Origin of the sequence: Streptomyces avermitilis MA-4680 = NBRC 14893, from assembly GCF_000009765.2 — a bacterium.
GTDB classification, from domain to species: domain Bacteria; phylum Actinomycetota; class Actinomycetes; order Streptomycetales; family Streptomycetaceae; genus Streptomyces; species Streptomyces avermitilis.
This window is the reverse complement of sequence record NC_003155.5, coordinates 6761385-6782675: the sequence shown is the minus strand read 5'-3', so window position 1 is coordinate 6782675 and position 21291 is coordinate 6761385. Positions and strand designations below refer to the sequence as shown.

The following is a 21291-nucleotide window of genomic DNA, read 5'->3' as shown; positions in this document are numbered from 1 at the left end:
AGGTGGGCCCCTCACAGCTCCCCCACCGGCACCCGCCGGAACTCGATCGAGTCGTAGGGCCCGGCCACCCCGGTCTCGTACAGGATCCCGACCTTCGTGGCGCTCACCTGCACCAGGTCCGAGTACGCCGCCGGCAGTGCCGACAGGGTCTTCACCGTCACGAACGTCCCGCCCCCGTCCTCGCTCCGCCGGATCGCCATCGACCGGCGGGCGGTCGGCACGGAGGGCCCGGAGAAGAGCAGGGGCGCCCCGTTCCCCGTCAGTTGCAGCACGCTGCCCTGGACGACCGGGACGTCGTTCAGGGTGGGCTGGACGGCGTACGGGCGGTCCAGGGTCTGCGCGCCGTCGCCGGAGTACGTGTCCAGCCGGTTGCCGGCGCTCGTGCCGTTCTGGTCGCGGGCGCTGAAGTAGAGCCGTCCGTCGGGCAGTTCGGCGGCGGCGTTCTCGTTGGCGTTGTCGACGCCGTCGTAGGAGTCGTCGACGAAGCCGAGCCGCCAGGTGAGCCCGCCGTCGTCGCTGTAGATCGCGTGCGCGCCGTAGTACCTGGCCTCCCGCCCGGTGTCGGCCGAACCCTCGGGCGGCGCGGCGGAGTGGTTGGCGGGGACGACGAGGCGGCCGGCGTGCGGGCCCCGCGTGAGGGCCACCGCGTGGCCCGGGCCGGTCGCGTACCACCGCCAGTTCGCCGGCTTGACCTGCGCCGTGATGTCACGGGGCGCGGAGAAGTGCCGGCCGTCGTCGCGGCTCGTCTGGACGAAGACGCGGCGGCTCTGCTCGGGGGTCACCTCCCCGCGCATGATCTGCGCCTCGGTCACGGCACCGCCGTTGTAGGACGTGACCAGGACGATCCGGCCGGTCCTCGAATCCACCACCGGCGCGGGGTTGCCCCGGGTGTCGCCCCGGCCCGCCGCGACGACCGTCAGCGGGCCCCAGGCGCAGCCACCGTCGAAGGAGCGTCTGAGGACCACGTCGATGTTGCCGGTGTCGCCCGCGCCGCCTCGCCGTCCCTCCGCGAAGGCGAGGAGCGTGCCGGCCCTCGTCCTGAGCGTCGCCGGGATGCGGTAGGTGTCGTAGCCGTACTGGCCCGCGGTGTACGGCACGGAGGACGTGCAGCCGCGGGAGGGCGGCGGGGCGGCCGCGGCCGGGCCCGCCGTGCCGGTGACCGCGAGGGCGGTCACCAGCCCCACCGCGGCGGCGAGCAGGGTCGTACGGCTCCTGACGGACATGGCTCTCCCCGGGGGCGCGGCGGACATGGGACGTAGGATGTCCCGGGCAACGTAAGGCGTCCCGCGTGACACGACAAGAGCCGTACGGCACTGATGTTCTGAAGTGACGTCAGCCCTGGGCGGTACCGGGTGTGACCAGCCCCGACTCGTACGCCACGATCACCAGCTGGGCCCGGTCCCGGGCGCCCAGCTTGCCCATGATGCGGCTGACATGGGTCTTCGCGGTGAGCGGGCTGAGTCCCAACGACTCGGCGATCTCCGTGTTGTTGAGCCCGCGCGCGACCAGCGTGAGCACTTCGCGCTCCCGGCCGGAGAGGCACTCGGGGCCGACGGCCGCCGCCGGGGGCGGGACGGGGGTGCGCAGCAGGCGGGCGATCAGGCGGGCGGTGGGGCCCGGGGAGAGCAGGGCCTCGCCGGCGGCCACCGTACGGATGGCGTCGAGGAGTTCGGCCGGTTTCGTGTCCTTCACGAGGAAGCCGGAGGCGCCGGCGCGCAGCGCCTCCACGATGTACTCGTCGGTGTCGTACGTGGTGAGGACGAGGACCCTGACCCCGGCGAGGTCGTCGTCGGCGGCGATCAGCCGGGTCGCGTCGATGCCGTCCAGGTCGGGCATGCGCAGGTCCATGACGACGACGTCGGCCCGCTCGGACCTGGCCAGCCGCACGGCCTCCCGTCCCGTGCCCGCCTGCCCGACGACCTCCATGTCGGTGGCCGACTCGACGAGCATCGCGAAGGCGGCGCGGACGAGGGTCTGGTCGTCGGCGAGGAGTACCCGGACGGGCGTGGGCGGCACGGTCGGCGGGGTCATCGGACTCCTTCCGGGCGCAATGGCCCCGCTGTGCGGGCCGATGGGACATCGCCCCTGGTCAGCGGTAGTACGGCGAGCACCTCGAACCCCTCCTCCGGACCCGGCCCGGCGTCCAGTGTGCCGCCCACGCTCCGCGCCCGCTCCCGCATCCCGACCAGCCCGAAGCCGGGTGTGCCCCCGCCGGTGCCCGCGCCGTCGTCGGTGACGCTCACCCGCAGGGCGCCGTCCCGGTCGGCCACGCCCACCCGCACCGTGAGGTCCGCGCGGCCCCCGTGCCGCACCGCGTTGGTGAGCGCCTCCTGCACGATCCGGTAGGCGGCGGCGCCCACGGCGGGCGGGACACCGTCGGCCCGTACGGACAGCTCGACCTCGGCGCCGGCGGCCCGGGCGGCCCCGGCGAGGTCGGGCAGGCCGTCGAGGCCGGGCAGCGGTCCGTGCGCGCCGTACGGGGCCTGCCAGGAGTCGTCCGCCGTGTGCTCCCGCAGCACCTCCAGCGTCGTACGCAACTCGCCCCGCGCCGAACGGCACGTCTCCGCGATGTCGTCCAGCGCCTTAGCGACCGCCGCCCGGTCGAGGCGCTCGGGGTCGGCGGCGAGGACGTGCGCGGCCACGGAGGTCTGGACGCCGATCAGGGTGATGCTGTGCGCGAGCAGGTCGTGCAGGTCGCGCGCGATGCGGAGCCGTTCCTCGGCGACGCGGCGGCGGGCCTCCTCCTCGCGGGTGCGTTCGGCGCGTTCGGCGCGTTCGACGATCGAGGCGACGTACTGACGGTAGAAGCGGACGTCGACGCCGAAGAAGAGCATGGCGACGATCCAGCCGGAGATCCGCAGCAGTTCGACGGCCTGGTGGGTGTTGACGGTGAGCATCACGCTCACGGAGATGGCGAGGACGGTCATGCCGGTCAGGAGCGTGCGCAGCGGGCGGCCGGTGACGGCGACCGTGTAGAGCGCGACGTACGAGGCCGGGGTCGGCGCGGCGTGGTTGTTGTCGAGGGCGTGATAGGGCACGACCAGCGCCACCACCACGGCCAGGACGAGCATCGGGTGGCGCCGCCGCCACACCAGCGGCACCTGGGCGGCGAGCAGCAGCACCCAGCCGAGCGTGTCGGGCCGGCGGCCCTCGTCGGTGAACAGGGCGAGCGCCGTGCCGAGGACGGCGACCGCCACGGCCAGCAGCGCGTCGTTGCGGAGGGCGTGCGGGGCGGTCCGGGGGTCGCGGTTGACCGCCGCCATGATCCGCTCGCCCCGGCGGGGCCGCGCCGCTGTGGTGGTTGCCTGCACGGGTCCATCCTCCGCCAGGGGGGCGCCCCTCCGGCAGGGAGGGGCGCCCGGTGGCTCATAGAAATCCATGGAGATTCACAGGAGTTCATGCGGTGTCATGCGTGTTCATGAGGGTTCATACGGGTTCCGGCTGACGCTCGGGCCGCGGTGGATCGGGTTCTTTGGAGAGCCCGCCCGGCCACCACACCTTCCGGCCCAGCGCCACGCTCGCGCTGGTCACCAGATACGTACGGACGAGGAACGTGTCGAGCAGCACCCCGACCGCGATCACGAAGCCCAGCTCGACGAGCTGCACCAGCCCCATGTTCGTCAGCACGGCGAAGGTGGCGGCGAGGACGAGACCGGCCGAGGCGATGACACCCCCGGTGGTCCGCAGGGCGGTGAGCGCGGCCGCCGCGGGTTCCGCGCCCGCCGTGGACTCCTCCCGCATCCGGTGCATGAGGAAGATCCCGTAGTCGACGCCCAGCGCCACCAGGAACACGAAGGACAGCAGCCCGAGCCCCGGATCCGTGCCCTCGAAGCCGAACAGCGGCCCGAAGACCAGCCCGCCGATGCCGAGCGCCGCACCCCACACCGCGACCACGGCGCCGACCAGCAGCAGCGGCGCTACGAGGCCGCGCAGCAGCGCGACCAGGATCAGCAGCACGGAGGCGAGCACGATCGGTACGACGACCCCCCGGTCCCGGGCGTTGGTGTCCAACAGGTCGATCCGCTGGGCGCTGGGCCCGCCGACGTACGAGCCCGTCAGCGCGTGCCGCAGCCGCTCGATGGTCGCGGTCTCACCCGCCGACTGGGGCACGTCCTTCGCGATGACGGAGATCTCGGTCCAGCCGTCCCCCGTGCGCCCCTCCCGCACGCTGTCGACACCCCGCACGGTACGGATCCGCGCGAGCGTCCCGTCCGCGCGTCCGGCCGGTGTGATCACGGCGATCGGCTGGGTCGACCGCTCGGGGTAGGCCTCGGCGAGGGTCTCCATCGCCGCGATCGACTCGGGTTTGTCGACGAAGGTGTCCTGCTGCTTGATCGGACCGGGCAGGTTCAGCGCGCCCAGGGCGAGCGCGCCGAGCAGCACGGCACCGCCGGCGAGCACCGCCAGGGGCCGCCGCCCGGCGGAGGAGCCCATCGCGGCGAACAGTGACCGCCGCGCCTTCGGCTCACTCCCGTACGCGGGCACGAGCGGCCAGAACACCCGACGTCCGAGCAGCACGAGCACGGCGGGCAGCAGCGTCAGCATCGCGACGAGCGCGCACAGCACGCCGACCGTCCCCAGCGGCCCCATGTCCCGGTTGGAGTTGAGGTCGGCGGCGAGCAGGCACAGCAGCCCGGCGGCGACGGTTCCGGAGGAGGCGAGCACGGCGGGCCCGCAGCCGCGCAGGGCGGCGCGCATGGCCTCGTAGGGCCGCTCGAAGCGCCGCAGCTCCTCCCGGTAGCGGGAGACGAGCAGCAGCGCGTAGTCCGTCCCCGCGCCGAAGACGAGGATGGTCATGATGCCCTGGCTCTGCCCCGAGATCGTCGTCCCGAAGGCCTGGTGGAGCCCGTACGCGACGCCCATGGCCAGATAGTCGCCGACACCGGCCACGGCGAGCGGTACGAGCCACAGCACCGGGCTCCGGTAAATGAGAACGAGCAGCACGGCGACGACGGCGACGGTCGTGTAGAGCAGGGGCCCGCCGAGTGAGGCGTAGACCCCGGCGGCGTCGGTGGCGAGTGCGGCCGTCCCTCCGACTTCGACGCTCAGCCCGCCTTCACCGTGGGCGATGTGGCGTATGTCGTCGACGAGGGCGTCCCGCTCGTCCTCGTCGGCACCGGGCTCGTTGCTGGCGACCGGGTACATGAGGGTCGTACCGTCCGTCGACGGGACCCCGCGGGGTGTCCCGGTCAGCCGGTGCCGCCCGGCGATCTCGGTGACCTGCTCCCCCGCCACGGTCCGGTCGGCGGCGGTCAGCCCGCCCTCACGGTGATACACGAGCACCAGCTCGGTGGTCTCGCCGCCGGGCAACTGGTCCTGGATCCTGGCCACTTGGGTGGAGTCGGCGCTCGCGGGCAGATAGTCGACGACCCGGTCGTGCTGCACCTCGGCGAGCTTCGCCGCGAACGGTCCGACGGCGGCCAGCGCGGCCACCCACAGCCCGAGCACCAGCCAGGGCACGGCCCGCCGCCGTGAACGCGTCACACTCGTATTTCTGGCCCCCATGGACTGAACTCCCTCTGGACGGTGTCTGGACACACACCAGACTTCCGTCGCGGGAGGGGGGATTCCTCCGGCGCGAGGGCGAGTTGTCGCCTACTCCGGCGGGCGGCCCCCGGGCGGGCTTACTCCCCGGGGAGTACTCCGGCCGTAGGCGCTCGGCGCAGCGCGAGGGGGCCCCGGGACCGGGGAACCCGCGGTGCGGCGGAGGCGCGGGTCAGGAAGGCGTGCGCGCCGCCGCCAGCAACCGTGTCACGTCGTCCGAGCAGATCGTCAGCGCCGCGCCCACCGTGGCCAGCGCATCCCGCTCGGCCGGTGTGTAGGGGCCGTCCGCCAGGGCGATGCGGGCGCCCTGGAGCAGGATCGCCTCCCGGCCCGTGGCGGCGAGGTGCGGGGCGAGCGGGTCCAGGGCCTCGTGGAGCTCTATGGCCAGACCTGGGTCGCAGGGGCCGCCGAAGACGCGGCCCGTGTCGGCGGCGAGGGCCTCGACCAGCGCGCTGAGCTGGTCTTCCGTGCAGTCCTCGAAGCCCGCGGAGCGCACCGCGGACGCGGCCGTCTCCAGGGACGCGCGGGCACAGGTGCCGCCCGCGGCCAGCACGGCCAGCGCGACCGTGTGGACCGCCTCGCGCAGCATCGCGGAGAAGCGGACGGTGGTGGGGTGGTCGAGGACGTCGTTGCCGTAGTGGTGGCGGCAGGCCGCGCATTCGACGACGGGCCCGGTCTCACCGCGCGGCAGTACGGGGACGCCGACGAGCGTGAAGCGGCGGCGGCCGGTGAGCCGCTGGTAGTTGCGGTCACCCCCGCACCCCGGGCAGAAGAACTCGCCGTCACCGACGGGAGTCCAGGACGTCCGCGTGCCGAGGATCGACGTACGGATGCCAAGGATCTGTGGCACGCGGCCTCTCAGGACAACCCGGCCGTTTCGTCCCCGTCCTGGCAGCACGTCGCACCTCCGTAACGCCGCGGCAACATCGCCGCGTTGGCGTGATGTTAGCCACATTGTTGATGCGGAGTCAGTACCTCGGGCGAGACCCGTTCGTGACCGGGCCGGTGATTGGCCGGGATACGACACGGCCCCGCCCGCCGTAAAACGGCGGACGGGGCCGGAAAAGTGCCGGTCAGAGACGTCAGCGGGCGGCGCGGTTGACCGCGGAGACGACGGCCTTCAGCGACGCGCGTGTCGTATTCGCGTCGATGCCGATCCCCCACAGGACCTGCCCGTCGATCGCGCATTCGATGTAGGAGGCGGCCTGCGCGGAGGCGCCCTCGCTCATCGTGTGCTCGGTGTAGTCGAGCAGACGTACGTCGATGCCGACGGACTGCAGCGCGTCGAAGAACGCGGAGATCGGACCGTTGCCGCTGCCGGTCAGGACGGTGTCGACGCCGTCGACCGAGGCCTCGACCGTCAGCGTGTCCACGCCGTCCTTGTCCGTCGTGGTCTGGCCGGTCTTGACCTGGATACGGCCCCACGGGTTCCGCGGGTTCGGCAGGTACTCGTCCTGGAAGACCGCCCAGATGTCCTTCGGCGTGACCTCGCCGCCCTCGGCGTCCGTTTTCGTCTGGATGATCTTCGAGAACTCGATCTGCATCCGGCGCGGCAGGTCCAGCTTGTGGTCGTTCTTCAGGACGTACGCGATGCCGCCCTTGCCGGACTGCGAGTTGACGCGGATGACGGCCTCGTAGGAGCGGCCGACGTCCTTGGGGTCGATCGGCAGATACGGGACGGCCCATTCGATGTCGTCGACCGTGACGCCCTTGGCGGCCGCGTCGGCCTCCATCGCGTCGAAGCCCTTCTTGATGGCGTCCTGGTGGGAGCCGGAGAAGGAGGTGTAGACGAGGTCGCCGACGTACGGGTGGCGGGCGTGGACCTCCATCTGGTTGCAGTACTCGGCGGTGCGGCGGACCTCGTCGATGTTCGAGAAGTCGATCTGCGGGTCGACACCCTGCGAGAACAGGTTCATGCCCAGGGTGACCAGGTCGACGTTGCCGGTGCGCTCGCCCTGCCCGAACAGACAGCCCTCGATGCGGTCGGCGCCGGCCATCAGGGCCAGCTCGGCCGCCGCCACCGCCGTACCGCGGTCGTTGTGCGGGTGTACGGACAGGCAGACGTACTCGCGGCGGGACAGGTTGCGGCTCATCCACTCGAAGCGGTCCGCGTGCGTCGACGGCGTCGAGCGCTCGACGGTGGCAGGCAGGTTGAGGATGATCTCGCGGTCCGGTCCGGGCTGCCAGACGTCCATGACGGCCTCGCAGACCTCCAGGGCGAAGTCCAGCTCGGTGTCGGTGAAGATCTCGGGGCTGTACTGGTAGCCGAACGTGGTGCGCTCGTCCAGCAGCTTCTCCGCGTACTCCACGACCAGCCGGGTGCCGTCGACGGCGATCTGCTTGATCTGGTCCTTGGAGCCGCGGAAGACGACCCGCCGGAAGACGGGGGCCGTCGCGTTGTACAGGTGCACGGTGGCGCGCTTGGCGCCGACCAGGGACTCCACGGTCCGCTCGATCAGGTCCTCGCGGGCCTGGGTCAGTACGGAGATCGTGACGTCGTCGGGAATCGCGGTCTCGTCCTCGATGATCGACCGCACGAAGTCGAAGTCCGTCTGCCCGGAGGCGGGGAAACCGACCTCGATCTCCTTGTAGCCCATCTTCACCAGCAGGTCGAACATCTCGCGCTTGCGGGCGGGCGACATGGGGTCGATCAGGGCCTGGTTGCCGTCGCGCAGGTCGGTGGAGAGCCAGCGCGGAGCGACGGTGACCCGGTTGTCCGGCCACGTGCGGTCGGCGATGTCGACCTGCTCGTACGGGCGGTACTTGTGGATCGGCATGGACGTGGGCTGCTGGCGGTTCGCCATGATGCGTGGGCTCCTCGTGGTGTCCGGAAGGACGGCCGACGGCGCAACGCCAGACTCCGCGGGGAGGGGGTCGGCCTCTGCTTACAGGCCCTCGCCGCGGCAGCTAAGGAGGAGCAGCCCGAAACGCATGATGCTCCGCATGCTAGCCGAGCCGCGCCGGATGCGCGTGGCCCGTATCAGTATGCGGGACCGTGGCCAGGAATAGGACAAATAGTGCGCAATGCCACTTTCCGCACCGCCACGGAGGGCTCCCGCACCACCGCGGAGGCCCCGATACCACTCCCGGGCGGACTCCGGGGTTCCTTATCTCCGCATTTCACCAATCATGGTTGCGGGTGGTGACAGAGTCGTCACCCAGTGCAAGGGTGCCGGACATGACCACCAACGGGGGCTTCGAGCCCGTCTTCTGCACCATCGTCCCGCCGCACGTCCTCGACACGCTCGCCCAGCACGAGGACCCCGCGGTCGCCGAGCCCGCGCGCCGCACCCTGGAGCGCGACGCCCTCGAGCGCACCCACCGCCGGCTGACCACGGTCCTCGGCGCGCCCACCGTGGCCCCGCCCAGGGACGCGGCCGCGGACAAGCCGCAGCGCACGATCTACGACGCCAGGCACCACCAGGACCTGCCCGGCAAGAAGGTGCGCGGCGAGAACGACAAGCCCGGCAAGGACGCCACGGTCAACCGCGCGTTCGCCGGACTCGGCGCGACCTTCGAGCTCTATCTGAGCGCCTACACCCGCAACTCGATCAACGGCGAGGGCCTGCCGCTGACCGCGACCGTGCACTTCGACGAGAACTACAACAACGCCTTCTGGAACGGCGAGCAGATGGTGTTCGGCGACGGTGACGGGGAGATCTTCCTCGACTTCACCATCCCGGTCGACGTCATCGGGCACGAGCTGACCCATGGCGTCACGCAGTACACGGCGAACCTCACCTACTTCGGCCAGCCGGGCGCCCTCAACGAGTCCATGTCGGACGTCTTCGGCTCGCTGATCAAGCAGTACACGCTGGGCCAGACCGCCACCGAGGCCGACTGGCTGATCGGCGCCGGGCTGCTCGCGCCGCGCGTCACCGGCACGGCGCTGCGCTCGATGAAGGAGCCGGGCAGCGCGTACGACGACGACCTGCTCGGCAAGGACCCGCAGCCCGGGACGATGGACGGCTATGTGCGCACGGGCCGCGACAACGGCGGCGTGCACATCAACTCCGGCATCCCCAACCACGCCTTCTACCTGGTGGCCAACACGCTCGGCGGGCACGCCTGGGAGCGGGCCGGGCAGATCTGGTACGACGTGCTGACCGGCGGCGAGCTCCAGTCCCAGGCGAGCTTCGCGGACTTCGCCAAGCTGACGGTGGCGGCGGCGAAGGCGCGGTACGGGGACGGCGAGGAGCAGCAGGGGGTGCTGAAGGCGTGGGAGCAGGTCGGCGTGCCGACGTCGTAGCTCTTCGGGCCTGCGTCGTAGCTCTTCGGGCCGCCGCGTACTAGACAGGACCCATGCGTATCCAGGTGAAGCGTACGGGCGGGTTCGCGGGCATCGAGCGCCACGCCGAGGTGGACACCTCGGGGCGGGCCGACGCACCCGAGTGGCATGCCCTGGCCGAGCGGGCGGTCGCCGCGGGCCGGGGCACGCCCCCGATCGGAGTGCCGGACGGCTTCGGCTACGAGATCACCGTGGACGGGACAACGGTGTACGCCGCGGATCCCCGGCTGACCGAGGAGCAGCGGAAACTGGTCTCGCGGGTACTCAAGGAAGGGGCGTAACTCGCAGTTCACGCCGGGGCGTTGACTTACGTTACCGCCGGTACGGATGATCCGGCGCATGGCGACGAACCCGATATCTCAGTTCCCGGCCGGCTTCCTGTGGGGTGTCTCCACCTCGGCCCACCAGATCGAGGGAGCCGCGGACGAGCGCGAGCCCTCCGTGTGGGACGCCTTCACGGCCGAGCCGGGCCGGGTGAAGGACGGCTCGACGGCGGCGGTGGCCTGCGACCACTACCACCGCTACGCCGAGGACGTGGCGCTCCTCGCCGACCTGGGCGTGGACGCGTACCGCTTCTCCGTGTCCTGGCCCCGGGTGAACTCACCCGGCGGCCTCGACTTCTACGACCGCCTGGTCGACGAGCTGTGCGCGGCGGGCGTCCGCCCCGTGCCGACGCTCTTCCACTGGGATCTGCCCCTCGCGCTGGACTGGCTCGACCGGGACACGGCGGCGCGGTTCGCCGAGTACGCGGCACGCGTGGCCGAGCGCCTCGGCGACCGGGTGACGAAGTGGATCACCCTCAACGAGCCCGCCGAGCACACCCTGCTGGGCCACGCGCTCGGTGCGCACGCCCCCGGCAGGCAGTTGCTCTTCGACGCGCTGCCGGCGGCCCACCACCAGCTCCTCGCCCACGGTCTGGCGGTACGGGCGCTGCGCGCGGCCGGGGTCACCGACATCGGCATCGCGAACTCGCACGGACCGACCTGGCCGGCCTCCCAGGAGCCGGCGGACCTGGAGGCGGCGGCCTTCTACGACCTCCTCCTCAACCGCCTGTTCTCCGACCCGCTGCTGCTCGGCCGGTACCCGGAGGGGATCGGTGAGCTGATGCCCAAAGGCTCAGCAGGCATCGAGTCCGATCTGAAGGTCATCGCGGAGCCGATCGACTGGTACGGCATCAACTACTACGCGCCGACGAAGGTGGGCGCTCCCCAGGGCGCGGAGATCGAGTTCGGCGGGCTCACCCTTCCCGCGGAACTCCCTTTCTCCGTACGGGAGATCGAGGGTCACCCGGTGACGGACTTCGGCTGGCCGGTGGTGCCTCAGGCGCTGACGGAGTTGCTGACGGGCTTCCGTGAGCGGTTCGGCGACCGGCTCCCGCCGATCGTCATCACCGAGAACGGCTGCTCGTACGAGGGCATCGACGACCAGGAGCGGATCGCCTACCTCGACGGCCATGTGCGGGCGCTCCACCGCGCGGTGGAGGCGGGCGTCGACGTGCGCGGCTACTTCGTGTGGTCGCTGCTGGACAACTTCGAGTGGGCGGAGGGGTACGAGCGCCGCTTCGGGCTCGTACACGTCGACTACGACACCCTGGAGCGGACGCCGAAGGCCTCGTACGGCTGGCTGCGGGACGCGCTGCGGGCGCGGAGATGACCGCGGCCGAGCCCGTCACCTCCTCCGTGGAGGCCCTCGCCGAGCCCGTCGAGCGGGTCGGCCGTGGCTGGGCCTTCGCGCTCTCACTCGCCAACGGGGCGATCTGGGTGGGCTGGTACGGCCCGCTCCAGATCCTGCTCGCCTCCCAGGCCGAGGACTTCGCGCCCGGCACCGGCATGTCGAAGGAGACGATGCTGGCGTGGGTCACGGGCGCGGGCGCGGTGGTGTCGCTGGTCGCGAATCCGCTCTTCGGGGCGCTGTCGGACCGCACGACGGCGCGCCGGGGCCGCCGTACGCCGTGGATCGTGGCCGGGGCGGCGGGCGGTGCGCTGTCGCTGCTGCTGCTCGCGGGCGCGGGCGGGGTGTGGACGATGGCGGCGGGCTGGTGTCTGGTCCAGCTGACGCTGAACGCGGCGTTCGCCGCGGTCACGGCCGCCGTGCCCGACCGGGTGCCCAGACGGCAGCGCGGCGCGGTGGGCGGCTGGCTCGGGGCGGCGCAGATCCTCGGTGTGGTCGGGGGCACGGGGCTGGCGACGGTGGCGGGCGGGGTGGGCGCGGGGTATGCGGCGTGCGCGCTGTTCACGGCCGCCGGGGTCCTCCCGTACGTACTGAGGTACCGGGACCTGCGGCTGCCCCGTGCCGCGCGCCCGCCCTGGTCCTGGCGTGCCTTCGTGACCTCCTTCTGGCTGAGCCCGCGCCGCCACCCGGATCTGGGCTGGGCCTGGCTGACCCGCTTCCTGATCAACCTGAGCAACGCGCTCGTGCTCCTCTACCTCCTCTACTACCTGCGGGACCGCCTGCGGTACGACGACCCCGGACAGGGGGTGCTGATCCTGACGGCGGTGAACGGTGTGACCCTCCTGGCCACGGTCGTCGTCGGCGGGGTGTGGTCGGACCGCGTCGGCCGCCGCAAGCCCTTCGTGATCTGGTCGGGCGTCCTGATGGCGGTGGCGACGGCGGCCCTGGCGGCCTGGCAGACCTGGCCCGGCGCGGTCGTCGCGGCGGCGGTGCTCGGCGTGGGCTTCGGCGTCTTCGCCTCGGTCGACTTCGCGCTGATGACGGACGTCCTGCCGAAGGCCCTGGACCGCGGCAAGGACCTGGGCGTCATCAATGTGGCCAACGCCCTCCCCCAGGTGGCCGCCCCGGCCCTCGCCGCGCCGATCGTCACGTACCTCGGCGGCTACCGGGTCCTGTATCTGGTGGCGGCGGTGATCGGACTGGCGGGGGCCGTGCTGGTGGGGCGGATTCGCGGGGTCGACTGAATTCAGGTGCCGTGGCGGCGAGTTACCTGTTGGATGGCCGCGATGACTACTCAGAACCAGCCCCTCGACCTGCTCGAGGGCTACTACGACTCCGTGCCCCGCGCAGCCGGCCGGGCCGAGGACTTCGGACCGCTCACCCTCTTCGTACGGGAGACGGCGGGCTGGCCGTACTACGCGCGGCCGACCCTGGACTGGACGGGCCCCGCGGCCACCGCGAAGGACGTCGAGCGGGTCCGGGAGCGGCAGCGGGAACTGGGCGTGCCCGAGGCGTTCGAGTGGGTGGCGGAGGTGTCGCCGGGACTGCGGGAGGCGGTCGCGGCGACGGGGCTGCGGGTGCACGCGCACCCGCTGATGGTCCTGACCGAGGACCTGCCGCTGCCCGAACCGCATCCGCTCGTCCGCGTCCTGGGCCCCGAGGACCCTTTCCTGGCAAGCGCGTTGGCCGTCCCGCACGTGGCCTTCGCGGCCCCCGGCACCGCGGTGGGCGAGGCCGGGCTCGCCGAACTGGCCGCGGCGATCACCGACCGCGCCGGTGAGGTCCCGGGCGCCGCGGACCGTATCCGCGCGGGGCGCACGGTACTGGCCGCGGCCGTCGAGGACGGTGTCGCGCTCTGCTCCGGGATGCATCTGCCGGTCGGCCGGGTGAGCGAGATCGCGGGCGTCGGCACGCTGCCCTCGGCGCGACGGCGCGGGCTCGGCCTCGCGGTCACCGCAGCCCTGGTGGCCGACGCGCGGGCGGCCGGCGTGGACACGCTGTTCCTGTCCGCCGGGGACGAGGACGTGGCCCGTATGTACGGCCGGCTGGGATTCACCCGGGTGGCCACGGCCCTCATCGCGGAGCCCGAGGAGCCTGCGGAGCCCGAGGAGCCCGCGGGGCCCGCCGAGTAGCGGCTACGGGCCACCCGCGTCGAGGTCGTCGACGCGGGTGGCCTCCGAGCGGAAGACGCAGCCCCTCAGAACCCCAGCTTCCGCAACTGCCGAGGGTCCCGCTGCCAGTCCTTCGCCACCTTGACGTGGAGGTCCAAGAAGACCGGCGTGCCGAGGAGCGCCTCGATCTGTTTGCGGGACTTGATGCCGACCTCTTTCAGGCGCTTGCCCTTGGGGCCGATGATGATGCCCTTCTGGCTCGGGCGCTCGATGTAGACGAAGGCGTGGATGTCCAGGAGCGGCTTGTCCGCGGGGCGGTCCTCGCGCGGGATCATCTCCTCGACCACCACCGCGATGGAGTGCGGCAGCTCGTCGCGCACGCCCTCCAGGGCGGCTTCCCGGATCAGCTCGGCCACCATGACCTGCTCGGGCTCGTCGGTCAGGTCGCCCTCGGGGTAGAGCGCGGGCCCCTCCGGCAGCAGCGGGACGATCAGGTCGGCGAGCAGGTCCACCTGCTTGTCACCGACCGCCGACACCGGGATGATCTCCGCCCACTCGAAGCCCAGCTCCTGGCCGAGCTGGTCGATCGCGATGAGCTGTTCCGCCAGCGTCTTGCCGTCCACCAGGTCGGTCTTCGTGACGATCGCGATCTTCGGCGTCTTCTTGATCGACGCCAGCTCCTTCGCGATGAAACGGTCGCCGGGGCCCAGCTTCTCGTTCGCGGGCAGACAGAAGCCGATGACGTCGACCTCGGCCCAGGTGGTGCGCACGATGTCGTTCAGCCGCTCACCGAGCAGCGTGCGCGGCTTGTGCAGTCCAGGCGTGTCCACCAGGATCAGCTGCGCGTCGGGCCGGTGCACGATGCCTCGCACCGTGTGCCGCGTGGTCTGCGGCTGGTTGGCGGTGATCGCCACCTTCTGGCCGACCAGAGCATTCGTGAGGGTGGACTTGCCCGCGTTGGGGCGGCCCACGAAGCAGGCGAAGCCGGCGCGGTGGTCCCCCACTGCCTTAGTGGCGTGGGAGGTGCCCCCACCCTCGGACGGCTCGGATGACTGGGTACGAACGCTCATGGCGCCCATTGTCCCTGATCGTCGAGCGCCCGCCGCACGCCGTGCGTTCCGGAGGCGCACGGTGAGGGGACGGAAACGCCCACGCAACACGAAACACGCCGGAAACGCGTACGTGCCCGACCCGAAACGCGCGCCGGTGACGCTCTGACGACGCCCCGACACCGTTGGAGAGACCGTGACCCTGGCCGCCGCCCGGATCGACACCGGCGACACCGCATGGCTGCTCGCCGCCACCGCGCTCGTTCTCCTGATGACCCCCGGCCTGGCCCTGTTCTACGGCGGCATGGTCCGCACGAAGAGCGTCCTCAACATGCTGATGATGAGCTTCGTGTCGATCGCCCTGGTCACGGTCGTGTGGCTGGCCGCCGGCTACTCGCTCGCGTTCGGCGACGACCTCGCGGGCGGACTCATCGGCGGCCTGGACCACGCCGGCCTGGCGGACCTCGGTCCCGCCGACGTCCACGGCACGGTCCCCACCCTCCTCTTCGCCACCTTCCAGCTCACCTTCGCGATCATCACCGCCGCCCTCATCAGCGGCGCCATCGCGGACCGGGCGAAATTCGCGGCCTGGCTGGTCTTCGTCCCCCTCTGGGCGCTGCTCGTATACGTTCCCGTCGCCCACTGGGTGTGGGGCCCCGGCGGCTGGATCCTCGACCGCCTCGGCGCCCTCGATTTCGCGGGCGGACTCCCCGTCGAGATCACGTCGGGCGCCTCGGGCCTGGCCCTGTGCCTGGTCCTCGGGCCGCGCCTCGGCTTCAAGAAGGACGCCATGCGCCCGCACAACCTGCCGATGGTGATGCTGGGCGCCGGTCTGCTGTGGTTCGGCTGGTTCGGCTTCAACGCGGGTTCGGCGCTCGGCGCCAACGGACTGGCCGCCGCGGCCTTCCTCAACACGCTCGCCGCCGGCTGCACCGGCCTGCTCGGCTGGCTCTTCGTGGAGCAGAAGCGCGACGGCCACCCGACCACGCTGGGCGCCGCCTCCGGCGCGGTCGCGGGCCTGGTCGCCATCACCCCGTCCTGCGGCGCGGTCTCCCTGCTCGGCGCGCTGGTCGTGGGGCTCGCCGCCGGTGTCGTCTGCTCGTACGCCGTGGGCTGGAAGTTCAAGCTGAACTACGACGACTCGCTGGACGTCGTCGGCGTCCACCTGGTCGGCGGGATCATCGGCACCCTGCTGATCGGGGTCTTCGCGGCCAAGGAGATGACGGGCGGCACCGAGGGCCTGCTCTACGGCGGCGGGCTCGGACAGCTCGGCAAGCAGCTGGTGGCGGTCGTGGCCGTGGGGGCGTACGCCTTCGCCGTCACCTACGGCCTCGGGAAGCTGATCGACAAGGTCATGGGCCTGCGGGCGGCCGAGGACGACGAGCACCAGGGCCTGGACCTTACGGTGCACGCCGAGACCGCTTACGATCACGGGATTCTGGGGCACGGCGCCCCAAGCTCCGCGTCCGTCGTCCCCACCGCGCAGAAGGTCAAGAGCCAGGCATGAAGCTCATCACCGCGATCGTCAAGCCGTACCGCCTCGACGAGGTCAAGACGGCCCTCCAGGAACTCGGCGTGCACGGCCTGACCGTGACCGAGGCGAGCGGGTACGGGCGCCAGCGCGGCCACACCGAGGTGTACCGCGGCGCCGAGTACCGGGTCGACCTCGTCCCCAAGGTCCGTATCGAGGTCGTCGTCGAGGACGCGGACTCGGACGCGGTCATCGACGCGATCGTGAAGGCCGCGCAGACGGGGAAGATCGGGGACGGGAAGGTGTGGTCGGTTCCGGTGGAGACGGTGGTACGGGTCCGGACGGGCGAGCGCGGCCCCGACGCGCTCTGATCACCAGCGCCGCCCCCACGGCCGCCGTCAGCAGGAGCACCACCGCCGCCGGCCACGGCAGCGCGAAGAACGAGACGCTCGCCGACTCCCGCGTGTGCGGGGCGCTGGCCGTCAAGGTCACGTCGCCCCAGTCGAGTTGAGGGGATCCGCGCCACGGCTCGGTCAGCCGCACCCGCTGTCCCGGCAGCAGCTCGGCGGGGATCCTCGTCAGGCCGCGCGACAGGAGCGTACGGCCGAACAGGCCCTTCGCCGTCAGCCGCACCTTGGGGCCGAGGGTGACGTTGCCGGTGTTGCGGAGGGTGTACGAGATCGTCGCCGTGCCGGCTCCGGTGCCGGGGATCAGCGGCTGATGGTGGCTGAAGCGGACGTTCTCGACGGCGACGGCGGGGACGGTCGGGCCGTTCACCCGCAGATAGACGCGTGCGCCCACCGCCCGCCGCACCCCGACCGCGACCGAGCCGTCGCCCCGGTCGACGCGTTCGTCCAGGGCGACCAACGCGCCCGGGTGGTCGCCCGGTTCGGCCCGCTCCGGTACGCGCAGTGTGAACGGCACGGTGACCGTGTCGTGCGGTGGGACGGTCACCCGGGAGCGCGCGGGCTTCGCCCAGGCCCCCACCCCCCGCTGCCGCTCCGACCTCGTGCGCACCGCGAAGCCGCCGTCACGCGCGGTGTTGTAGGCGTCGGCCGCGTACAGCCGGAAGGTCAGCGGCTTCCCGGTCTTGTTGGCGACCTCGACCTTGTCCTTGATGGTGGTGCCGGGGTCGGCGGAGAGGTAGAAGTACGGGCGCGAGGCGAGCTGCGTCGCGACGGGGAAGACGGACCAGCTGCCGTTGTCGGCGGCGTACGAGGGCGTGGCGAGGCCGGCGGCGAGCAGGGCGGTCAGGAGGAGGACGTACGGCTTGCGCAGCATGGGTGCGGGCCCCCGGAGGCAGACGTCGACGACATGGTGGGCGGGCGGGTGCGCGCCCGGCCCACCTAGTGCCGTGGCAGGCAATGTTTGCCCGCGACGGGGCGAACGTTGCCTGTCACGGCACTAGGGGACGGGCCGGTTCAGGTGAGCGTGAGTGTCAGCACACCGGAGTACGAACCGGCCGGGGTGAACGCCGGCACGTTCAGCGAGAGCCGGGCGTCGACGGTGAACTCACCGCCGGTGACCGTGCCGTTGGGAGCGGACGCCAGAGTCGCTCCGGCGCTGCCCACGGAACCGGGCGAACCGGCCGCGCAGGTGCTCGGGCTGCCCGCCTTGGTGAGGCACACCGGGGTCCAGCCCAGCTTGGCCGCGTCGATCTTCGCCCCGCCGGGTCCGGTGAAGTCGGTGACCTTGCCGGTCAGGGACCAGCCCGCCGCGCCGCCGCGGAAGTCCTTGACGGTCACCGTCTGCAGCGAGCCGCGCGAGAAGCCGCCCTTGCCGAAGTCGACCGCCGCGAGGTCGACGGTGTCACCGGCCTGCGACATGGACAGGGTGCCCGCCGTGACCTTGGTGTTGATCTTCTGGCTGCCGGCCGGGACCGGCGTGTCGTCGATGACGACGTACGCGGCCGGGCCCGCGCCCTTGGTGTCGCTCCAGGCACTGCCCTCGTACGCCACGACACCGGTCGTCGCCTTGTCGTTCACGACGAGCGAGCCACTGACGGCGCCCTGCGCGTTGGCGGTGACGGTCGCCGTGTCCGCGGTCTGGGCCGTCCCCGCCCGCCCGGCGAGGGTGACGGTCGCGCCCGCGGTGAAGTTGCTGCCGGTGACGGTGACGCCGTCCCCCGGCTTCCCGGAGGCCGAACCGAGCGTGATGGCACGGTTGTTGACCGGCGTGGTGTCGGCGGCGGTGATCGTCTGGGAGACGGGCGCGGGCGGGCTGATGACCGTGCAGGGGGTGTCCAGCTCCAGGATGTAGCTGGTGTGGATGTTGTAGTCGCCGGGCGCGAGCGTGATCGCGCCGGGTGAGGTGACCGTGAAGGTGCCGGTCATGCTGAACGACGGGAAGGCACCCTTGCCCGGCACGGGATCGTTCTTCTTGGGTCCCGTGACCGTGACGGCGCCGGTCTGCGCGCCGCCCAGGGTGACCTTGCCGGTGGGCGTCATGATGTCGGCCGGGAGAGCCAGGTCGGTGGGGTTGCTCGCGGCGGGCGTGACCACCGTGTAGGTCACGGTGACCGTGTCGCCCACCTTGGGCGCGGTGTTGTCGACGTCGATCTTCGCGGCGGTCGTGCCGTCGATCGGCGGGATGCCCGCGATCGCGGGCGGTATGCAGTGCGTGGCGAAGTCCACCTGCTGTGAGACGGCACCGGCCGGGCAGGCCAGCGCCCCTCCCCCGGCGAGCGCGAGCGCGGTCGCTCCGAGCACCGCCGCCCAGCGGTGTCTTCGGGTTCTGGCAGCCATGTTGCCCCCTTTTGGGAGATGCGGGCGCAGCGGCTCTTTCTGCGCCGACAGGGGGTCATTGATGTGCAGGTTGTGTGAATAGTCAATGGACCCGCCGCACACCGACTGATGGGCCATCAGGTTCTGTCAATGTCACGTATGTCGCCAACTTGGCTTGCCCGCAGGCAAGTTGAAGGAACCGGTGCCGCGACGTGCGCGGGCGGCACCGGTCCGTACGTGCGGGCTTGGTTACCGCGGTGGCCTACTCGTACACGAACGGCCCGGGTGACTGGAGCCCCTGCGCCGTACACGTGATGGTGACGAACCCGAAGATCACCATCTTGAGGGAGCCGCCGTACGCCTGAAGGCTGTCGCCGGCGGCCACGGTGCCGCTGAGCGGGCCGACCGTGACGCCGGCACCGGCGGCGACGGCCGGGTTCTTGGTGCCGGTGAAGGCCGTGGTGCCGCCGCTCGCCTTCACCAGGGTGAGCGTGGACGTGATCGAGTCCTGGGAGAGCGCCAGTGGAGAGGTGATCTCGGAGGAGGAGAGGGTGATGGTGGCGGCGGTGCCGCTCTGGGTGGCCGTGAGGGTGGCCTCACCACCGCCGTAGGTGCCGCAGTCCGCGACGATCGTGGCCGTCTGGGGAGTGACGGCCTGAGCGGTGGGCGCGAAGGCGAGGCCGGCCACCGCCAAGGTGCCCGCGGCCAGCGCCACGCCTGTCCCGAGTCGCTTGCTTCTCATCGGATTCCCTTCCCTGATACGGGAATTGCCATGTGGGGGGACGGACCTGGGGCCCGCCGTGGACCGCGCACACGAACGCGTCGCCGGGGCACGGTGACGGGTGCGGGGAGAGGTGTACGCGGACCGCCCGCGAGCGGGGTGCGGCACGCCACGCGGCGGCGAATCTGACGGTCCGTCGGAATTGACGATTCCATTGAGGCGCCGGGGGCGTGGGATTGCAAGAGATGCCGACGGATTCTTCCAGGGGTTGGAAAAAGTGGCCGAAGAACGCTGTCGGTGACGCGGGAAGGGTTACGTCCCTGGGGGCTGCCGCCCCCAGACCCCCGCTTCGGCCCCGGGGATGGGACGGGCTGGGGCGGCGAGGGCTGGGGGCAAGGGCGGAATCAGCCCGCCGTCACCGTGACCCGCACGGCCCCGTCCGGACCGGCCACCAGCACCGGCGTCCCGGGGCCGCCCAGATCACGTACCGCCGCCCGGTCCTCCGCGGACGCCTCGGCGGATTCCGTCACCACCGCCGCCGCCTCCAGGGACTTCGCCCCGGACGCCACGGCCATCGCGACAGCGGTCTGGAGCGCGCTCAGCTTCAGCGAGTCGAGGGCCACGGTTCCGGCCACATACGTACGGCCCGTCTCGTCCCGTACGGCCGCCCCCTCGGGCACACCGTTGCGGGCCCGCGCCGAGCGGGCCAGGGTGACGATCTTGCGGTCCTCGGGGTCAAGCGCGCTGCTTTCGGTCATGCCCCGAGCATACGAAGAACCGGTGCGGCGAGAGCGAGCGGCTACCCGGCGACGGGGTACATCGTCCCGCGCCGCCCCTCCGGCGACGCCAGCCACTCCAGCTTCGCCGCGGTGTTCGCCTCCGGCAGCGGTGTGTGCAGCACTACCGTCAGATCGGGCCGCGCCGGCACCTTCATCGCCGTCGACTCCACGCACAGCAGGCCCACCACCGGGTGCTCCAGCTCCTTGCGGATCAGCCCGGCGTCCTGGATGTCCCGCTCGTCCCACAGCGCGGCGAACTCCTCACTCGCCGCCTTCGCCTGCGCCAGCACCTGCTGGAACCCCTCGTCGTCGGGGCAGGCGGAGCACGTCGCGCGGAACTGGGCGACCACCGTGCGCGCGTTCCGCTCCCAGCTGTGGGAACGCCCCCGGTAGAGCTGGTCGGTGAAGAAGTCGATGAGGCAGTTCTGCGTGTTCTCGGGCCGCATGCCGAGCACCACACCGGCCGCGTCGTTGTACATCACGCAGTTGTAGTAGATGTCCATGATGTGCGCCGGATACGGCATCCACGTGTCGATCAGCCGCCGCAGCCCCTCGCAGTCGTCCCTGCTCGCGGGCTCGGGCGCCGGCGGGTTCAGGCCGGCGAGGACGTACAGATGGCGTCGCTCGGCGTTGCTGAGCCGCAGCACGCGGGCGACGGCGTCCAGGACCTGCGGGGAGACGGAGATGTCCCGCCCCTGCTCCAGCCACTGGTACCAGGAGGCACCCACGCCGGCGAGCACGGCGACCTCCTCACGGCGCAGCCCGGGGGTGCGGCGCCGCGCGCCGCCGTCCGGCAGACCGGCCTCCACGGGTGTGACCCGGGCCCGGCGGCTCATCAGGAACTCGCGCAGTTCCCGCAGCCGATGGGTCTTGAGCGCGTCCTCGGCCACGTACGCATCCCCCTTGCGATGTGCGCGCGTTGCGCGTGCGATGT

General features: G+C 71.8%; 18 protein-coding genes and 1 pseudogene. 7 read left to right on the top strand and 12 right to left on the bottom strand.

Annotated features, from left to right (window positions below; all coding sequences use genetic code 11):
* Window positions 1–11 precede the first annotated feature (11 nt).
* From SAVERM_RS28930 to leuA, 6 genes are all read right to left on the bottom strand, one after another.
* On the bottom strand, window positions 12–1223 hold the full coding sequence (locus SAVERM_RS28930; protein ID WP_010987008.1) for a sialidase family protein: 1212 nt from the start codon (window positions 1221–1223) through the stop codon (window positions 12–14).
* 109 nt (window positions 1224–1332) lie between these two features.
* A complete protein-coding gene (locus tag SAVERM_RS28925) occupies window positions 1333–2031 on the bottom strand; it encodes a response regulator transcription factor (RefSeq protein ID WP_037645460.1) in 699 nt (232 codons plus the stop codon).
* Complete coding sequence (locus SAVERM_RS28920) at window positions 2028–3311, bottom strand: sensor histidine kinase (protein WP_037645458.1); 1284 nt, start codon at window positions 3309–3311, stop codon at window positions 2028–2030. The genes SAVERM_RS28925 and SAVERM_RS28920 overlap by 4 nt, the downstream gene beginning before the upstream one ends.
* 115 nt (window positions 3312–3426) lie before the next feature.
* Complete coding sequence (locus SAVERM_RS28915; protein ID WP_010987005.1) at window positions 3427–5505, bottom strand: MMPL family transporter; 2079 nt, start codon at window positions 5503–5505, stop codon at window positions 3427–3429.
* Window positions 5506–5716: 211 nt separating this feature from the next.
* Window positions 5717–6442, bottom strand: coding sequence for a tellurite resistance TerB family protein (locus SAVERM_RS28910; RefSeq protein ID WP_010987004.1), 726 nt, complete (start codon window positions 6440–6442; stop codon window positions 5717–5719).
* Between the two features lie 184 nt (window positions 6443–6626).
* Complete coding sequence (gene leuA, locus SAVERM_RS28905; protein ID WP_037645454.1) at window positions 6627–8348, bottom strand: 2-isopropylmalate synthase; 1722 nt, start codon at window positions 8346–8348, stop codon at window positions 6627–6629.
* 374 nt (window positions 8349–8722) lie between these two features.
* On the opposite strand from leuA, the gene SAVERM_RS28895 reads away from it, so the two are divergent.
* Genes SAVERM_RS28895 through SAVERM_RS28875 form a run of 5 tightly spaced genes read left to right on the top strand, consistent with a single transcriptional unit; the run spans window position 8723 to window position 13635 of the window.
* Window positions 8723–9793, top strand: a complete 1071-nt coding sequence (locus tag SAVERM_RS28895) for a M4 family metallopeptidase (protein ID WP_010987002.1) — start codon at window positions 8723–8725, stop codon at window positions 9791–9793.
* 53 nt (window positions 9794–9846) lie between these two features.
* A complete protein-coding gene (locus SAVERM_RS28890; RefSeq protein ID WP_010987001.1) occupies window positions 9847–10113 on the top strand; it encodes a protealysin inhibitor emfourin in 267 nt (88 codons plus the stop codon).
* 46 nt (window positions 10114–10159) lie between these two features.
* Window positions 10160–11485, top strand: coding sequence for a GH1 family beta-glucosidase (locus SAVERM_RS28885; protein ID WP_010987000.1), 1326 nt, complete (start codon window positions 10160–10162; stop codon window positions 11483–11485).
* Window positions 11482–12747: an MFS transporter gene (locus tag SAVERM_RS28880; protein ID WP_010986999.1), complete on the top strand. Its 1266-nt coding sequence runs from the start codon at window positions 11482–11484 to the stop codon at window positions 12745–12747. The genes SAVERM_RS28885 and SAVERM_RS28880 overlap by 4 nt, the downstream gene beginning before the upstream one ends.
* A gap of 42 nt (window positions 12748–12789) precedes the next feature.
* Window positions 12790–13635, top strand: coding sequence for a GNAT family N-acetyltransferase (locus tag SAVERM_RS28875; protein WP_010986998.1), 846 nt, complete (start codon window positions 12790–12792; stop codon window positions 13633–13635).
* 65 nt (window positions 13636–13700) lie between these two features.
* Here SAVERM_RS28875 and era read toward each other — a convergent pair whose 3' ends face one another.
* Window positions 13701–14693, bottom strand: coding sequence for a GTPase Era (gene era / locus SAVERM_RS28870; protein ID WP_010986997.1), 993 nt, complete (start codon window positions 14691–14693; stop codon window positions 13701–13703).
* A 166-nt stretch (window positions 14694–14859) separates the two neighbouring features.
* On the opposite strand from era, the gene SAVERM_RS28865 reads away from it, so the two are divergent.
* Together SAVERM_RS28865 and SAVERM_RS40500 are read left to right on the top strand one after the other, a co-directional pair.
* On the top strand, window positions 14860–16170 hold the full coding sequence (locus tag SAVERM_RS28865) for an ammonium transporter (RefSeq protein ID WP_010986996.1): 1311 nt from the start codon (window positions 14860–14862) through the stop codon (window positions 16168–16170).
* A complete protein-coding gene (locus SAVERM_RS40500; protein ID WP_010986995.1) occupies window positions 16167–16505 on the top strand; it encodes a P-II family nitrogen regulator in 339 nt (112 codons plus the stop codon). Before SAVERM_RS28865 ends, SAVERM_RS40500 begins: the two co-directional genes overlap by 4 nt.
* Here the strand turns inward: SAVERM_RS40500 and SAVERM_RS28855 are convergent.
* The 5 genes and pseudogenes from SAVERM_RS28855 to SAVERM_RS28835 all read right to left on the bottom strand — a co-directional run.
* Window positions 16402–17415 (bottom strand): annotated as a pseudogene (locus tag SAVERM_RS28855) (DUF916 domain-containing protein); the annotation flags it as partial. The gene SAVERM_RS40500 and the pseudogene SAVERM_RS28855 sit on opposite strands and share 104 nt — an antisense overlap.
* A gap of 140 nt (window positions 17416–17555) precedes the next feature.
* Window positions 17556–18878, bottom strand: coding sequence for a WxL domain-containing protein (locus tag SAVERM_RS28850; protein WP_010986993.1), 1323 nt, complete (start codon window positions 18876–18878; stop codon window positions 17556–17558).
* Window positions 18879–19119: 241 nt separating this feature from the next.
* Window positions 19120–19599, bottom strand: a complete 480-nt coding sequence (locus SAVERM_RS28845; RefSeq protein WP_010986992.1) for a hypothetical protein — start codon at window positions 19597–19599, stop codon at window positions 19120–19122.
* 383 nt (window positions 19600–19982) lie between these two features.
* Window positions 19983–20336: a cytidine/deoxycytidylate deaminase family protein gene (locus SAVERM_RS28840; RefSeq protein ID WP_010986991.1), complete on the bottom strand. Its 354-nt coding sequence runs from the start codon at window positions 20334–20336 to the stop codon at window positions 19983–19985.
* Window positions 20337–20377: 41 nt separating this feature from the next.
* Window positions 20378–21247 carry a helix-turn-helix transcriptional regulator gene (locus SAVERM_RS28835; RefSeq protein ID WP_010986990.1) on the bottom strand — a complete coding sequence of 290 codons (870 nt, stop codon included), beginning with the start codon at window positions 21245–21247 and terminating at the stop codon, window positions 20378–20380.
* Between the last annotated feature and the right edge of the window lie 44 nt (window positions 21248–21291).

Excerpts from the sequence above, each read along its gene's own strand:
- SAVERM_RS28930 (WP_010987008.1), bottom strand. The coding sequence starts at position 1,223 with ATGTCCGTCAGGAGCCGTACGACCCTGCTCGCCGCCGCGGTGGGGCTG.
- SAVERM_RS28925 (WP_037645460.1), bottom strand. The coding sequence starts at position 2,031 with ATGACCCCGCCGACCGTGCCGCCCACGCCCGTCCGGGTACTCCTCGCC.
- SAVERM_RS28915 (WP_010987005.1), bottom strand. The coding sequence starts at position 5,505 with ATGGGGGCCAGAAATACGAGTGTGACGCGTTCACGGCGGCGGGCCGTG.
- leuA (WP_037645454.1), bottom strand. The coding sequence starts at position 8,348 with ATGGCGAACCGCCAGCAGCCCACGTCCATGCCGATCCACAAGTACCGC.
- SAVERM_RS28895 (WP_010987002.1), top strand. The coding sequence starts at position 8,723 with ATGACCACCAACGGGGGCTTCGAGCCCGTCTTCTGCACCATCGTCCCG.
- SAVERM_RS28890 (WP_010987001.1), top strand. The coding sequence starts at position 9,847 with ATGCGTATCCAGGTGAAGCGTACGGGCGGGTTCGCGGGCATCGAGCGC.
- SAVERM_RS28885 (WP_010987000.1), top strand. The coding sequence starts at position 10,160 with ATGATCCGGCGCATGGCGACGAACCCGATATCTCAGTTCCCGGCCGGC.
- SAVERM_RS28880 (WP_010986999.1), top strand. The coding sequence starts at position 11,482 with ATGACCGCGGCCGAGCCCGTCACCTCCTCCGTGGAGGCCCTCGCCGAG.
- SAVERM_RS28875 (WP_010986998.1), top strand. The coding sequence starts at position 12,790 with ATGACTACTCAGAACCAGCCCCTCGACCTGCTCGAGGGCTACTACGAC.
- era (WP_010986997.1), bottom strand. The coding sequence starts at position 14,693 with ATGGGCGCCATGAGCGTTCGTACCCAGTCATCCGAGCCGTCCGAGGGT.
- SAVERM_RS40500 (WP_010986995.1), top strand. The coding sequence starts at position 16,167 with ATGAAGCTCATCACCGCGATCGTCAAGCCGTACCGCCTCGACGAGGTC.
- SAVERM_RS28850 (WP_010986993.1), bottom strand. The coding sequence starts at position 18,878 with ATGGCTGCCAGAACCCGAAGACACCGCTGGGCGGCGGTGCTCGGAGCG.
- SAVERM_RS28845 (WP_010986992.1), bottom strand. The coding sequence starts at position 19,599 with ATGAGAAGCAAGCGACTCGGGACAGGCGTGGCGCTGGCCGCGGGCACC.
- SAVERM_RS28840 (WP_010986991.1), bottom strand. The coding sequence starts at position 20,336 with ATGACCGAAAGCAGCGCGCTTGACCCCGAGGACCGCAAGATCGTCACC.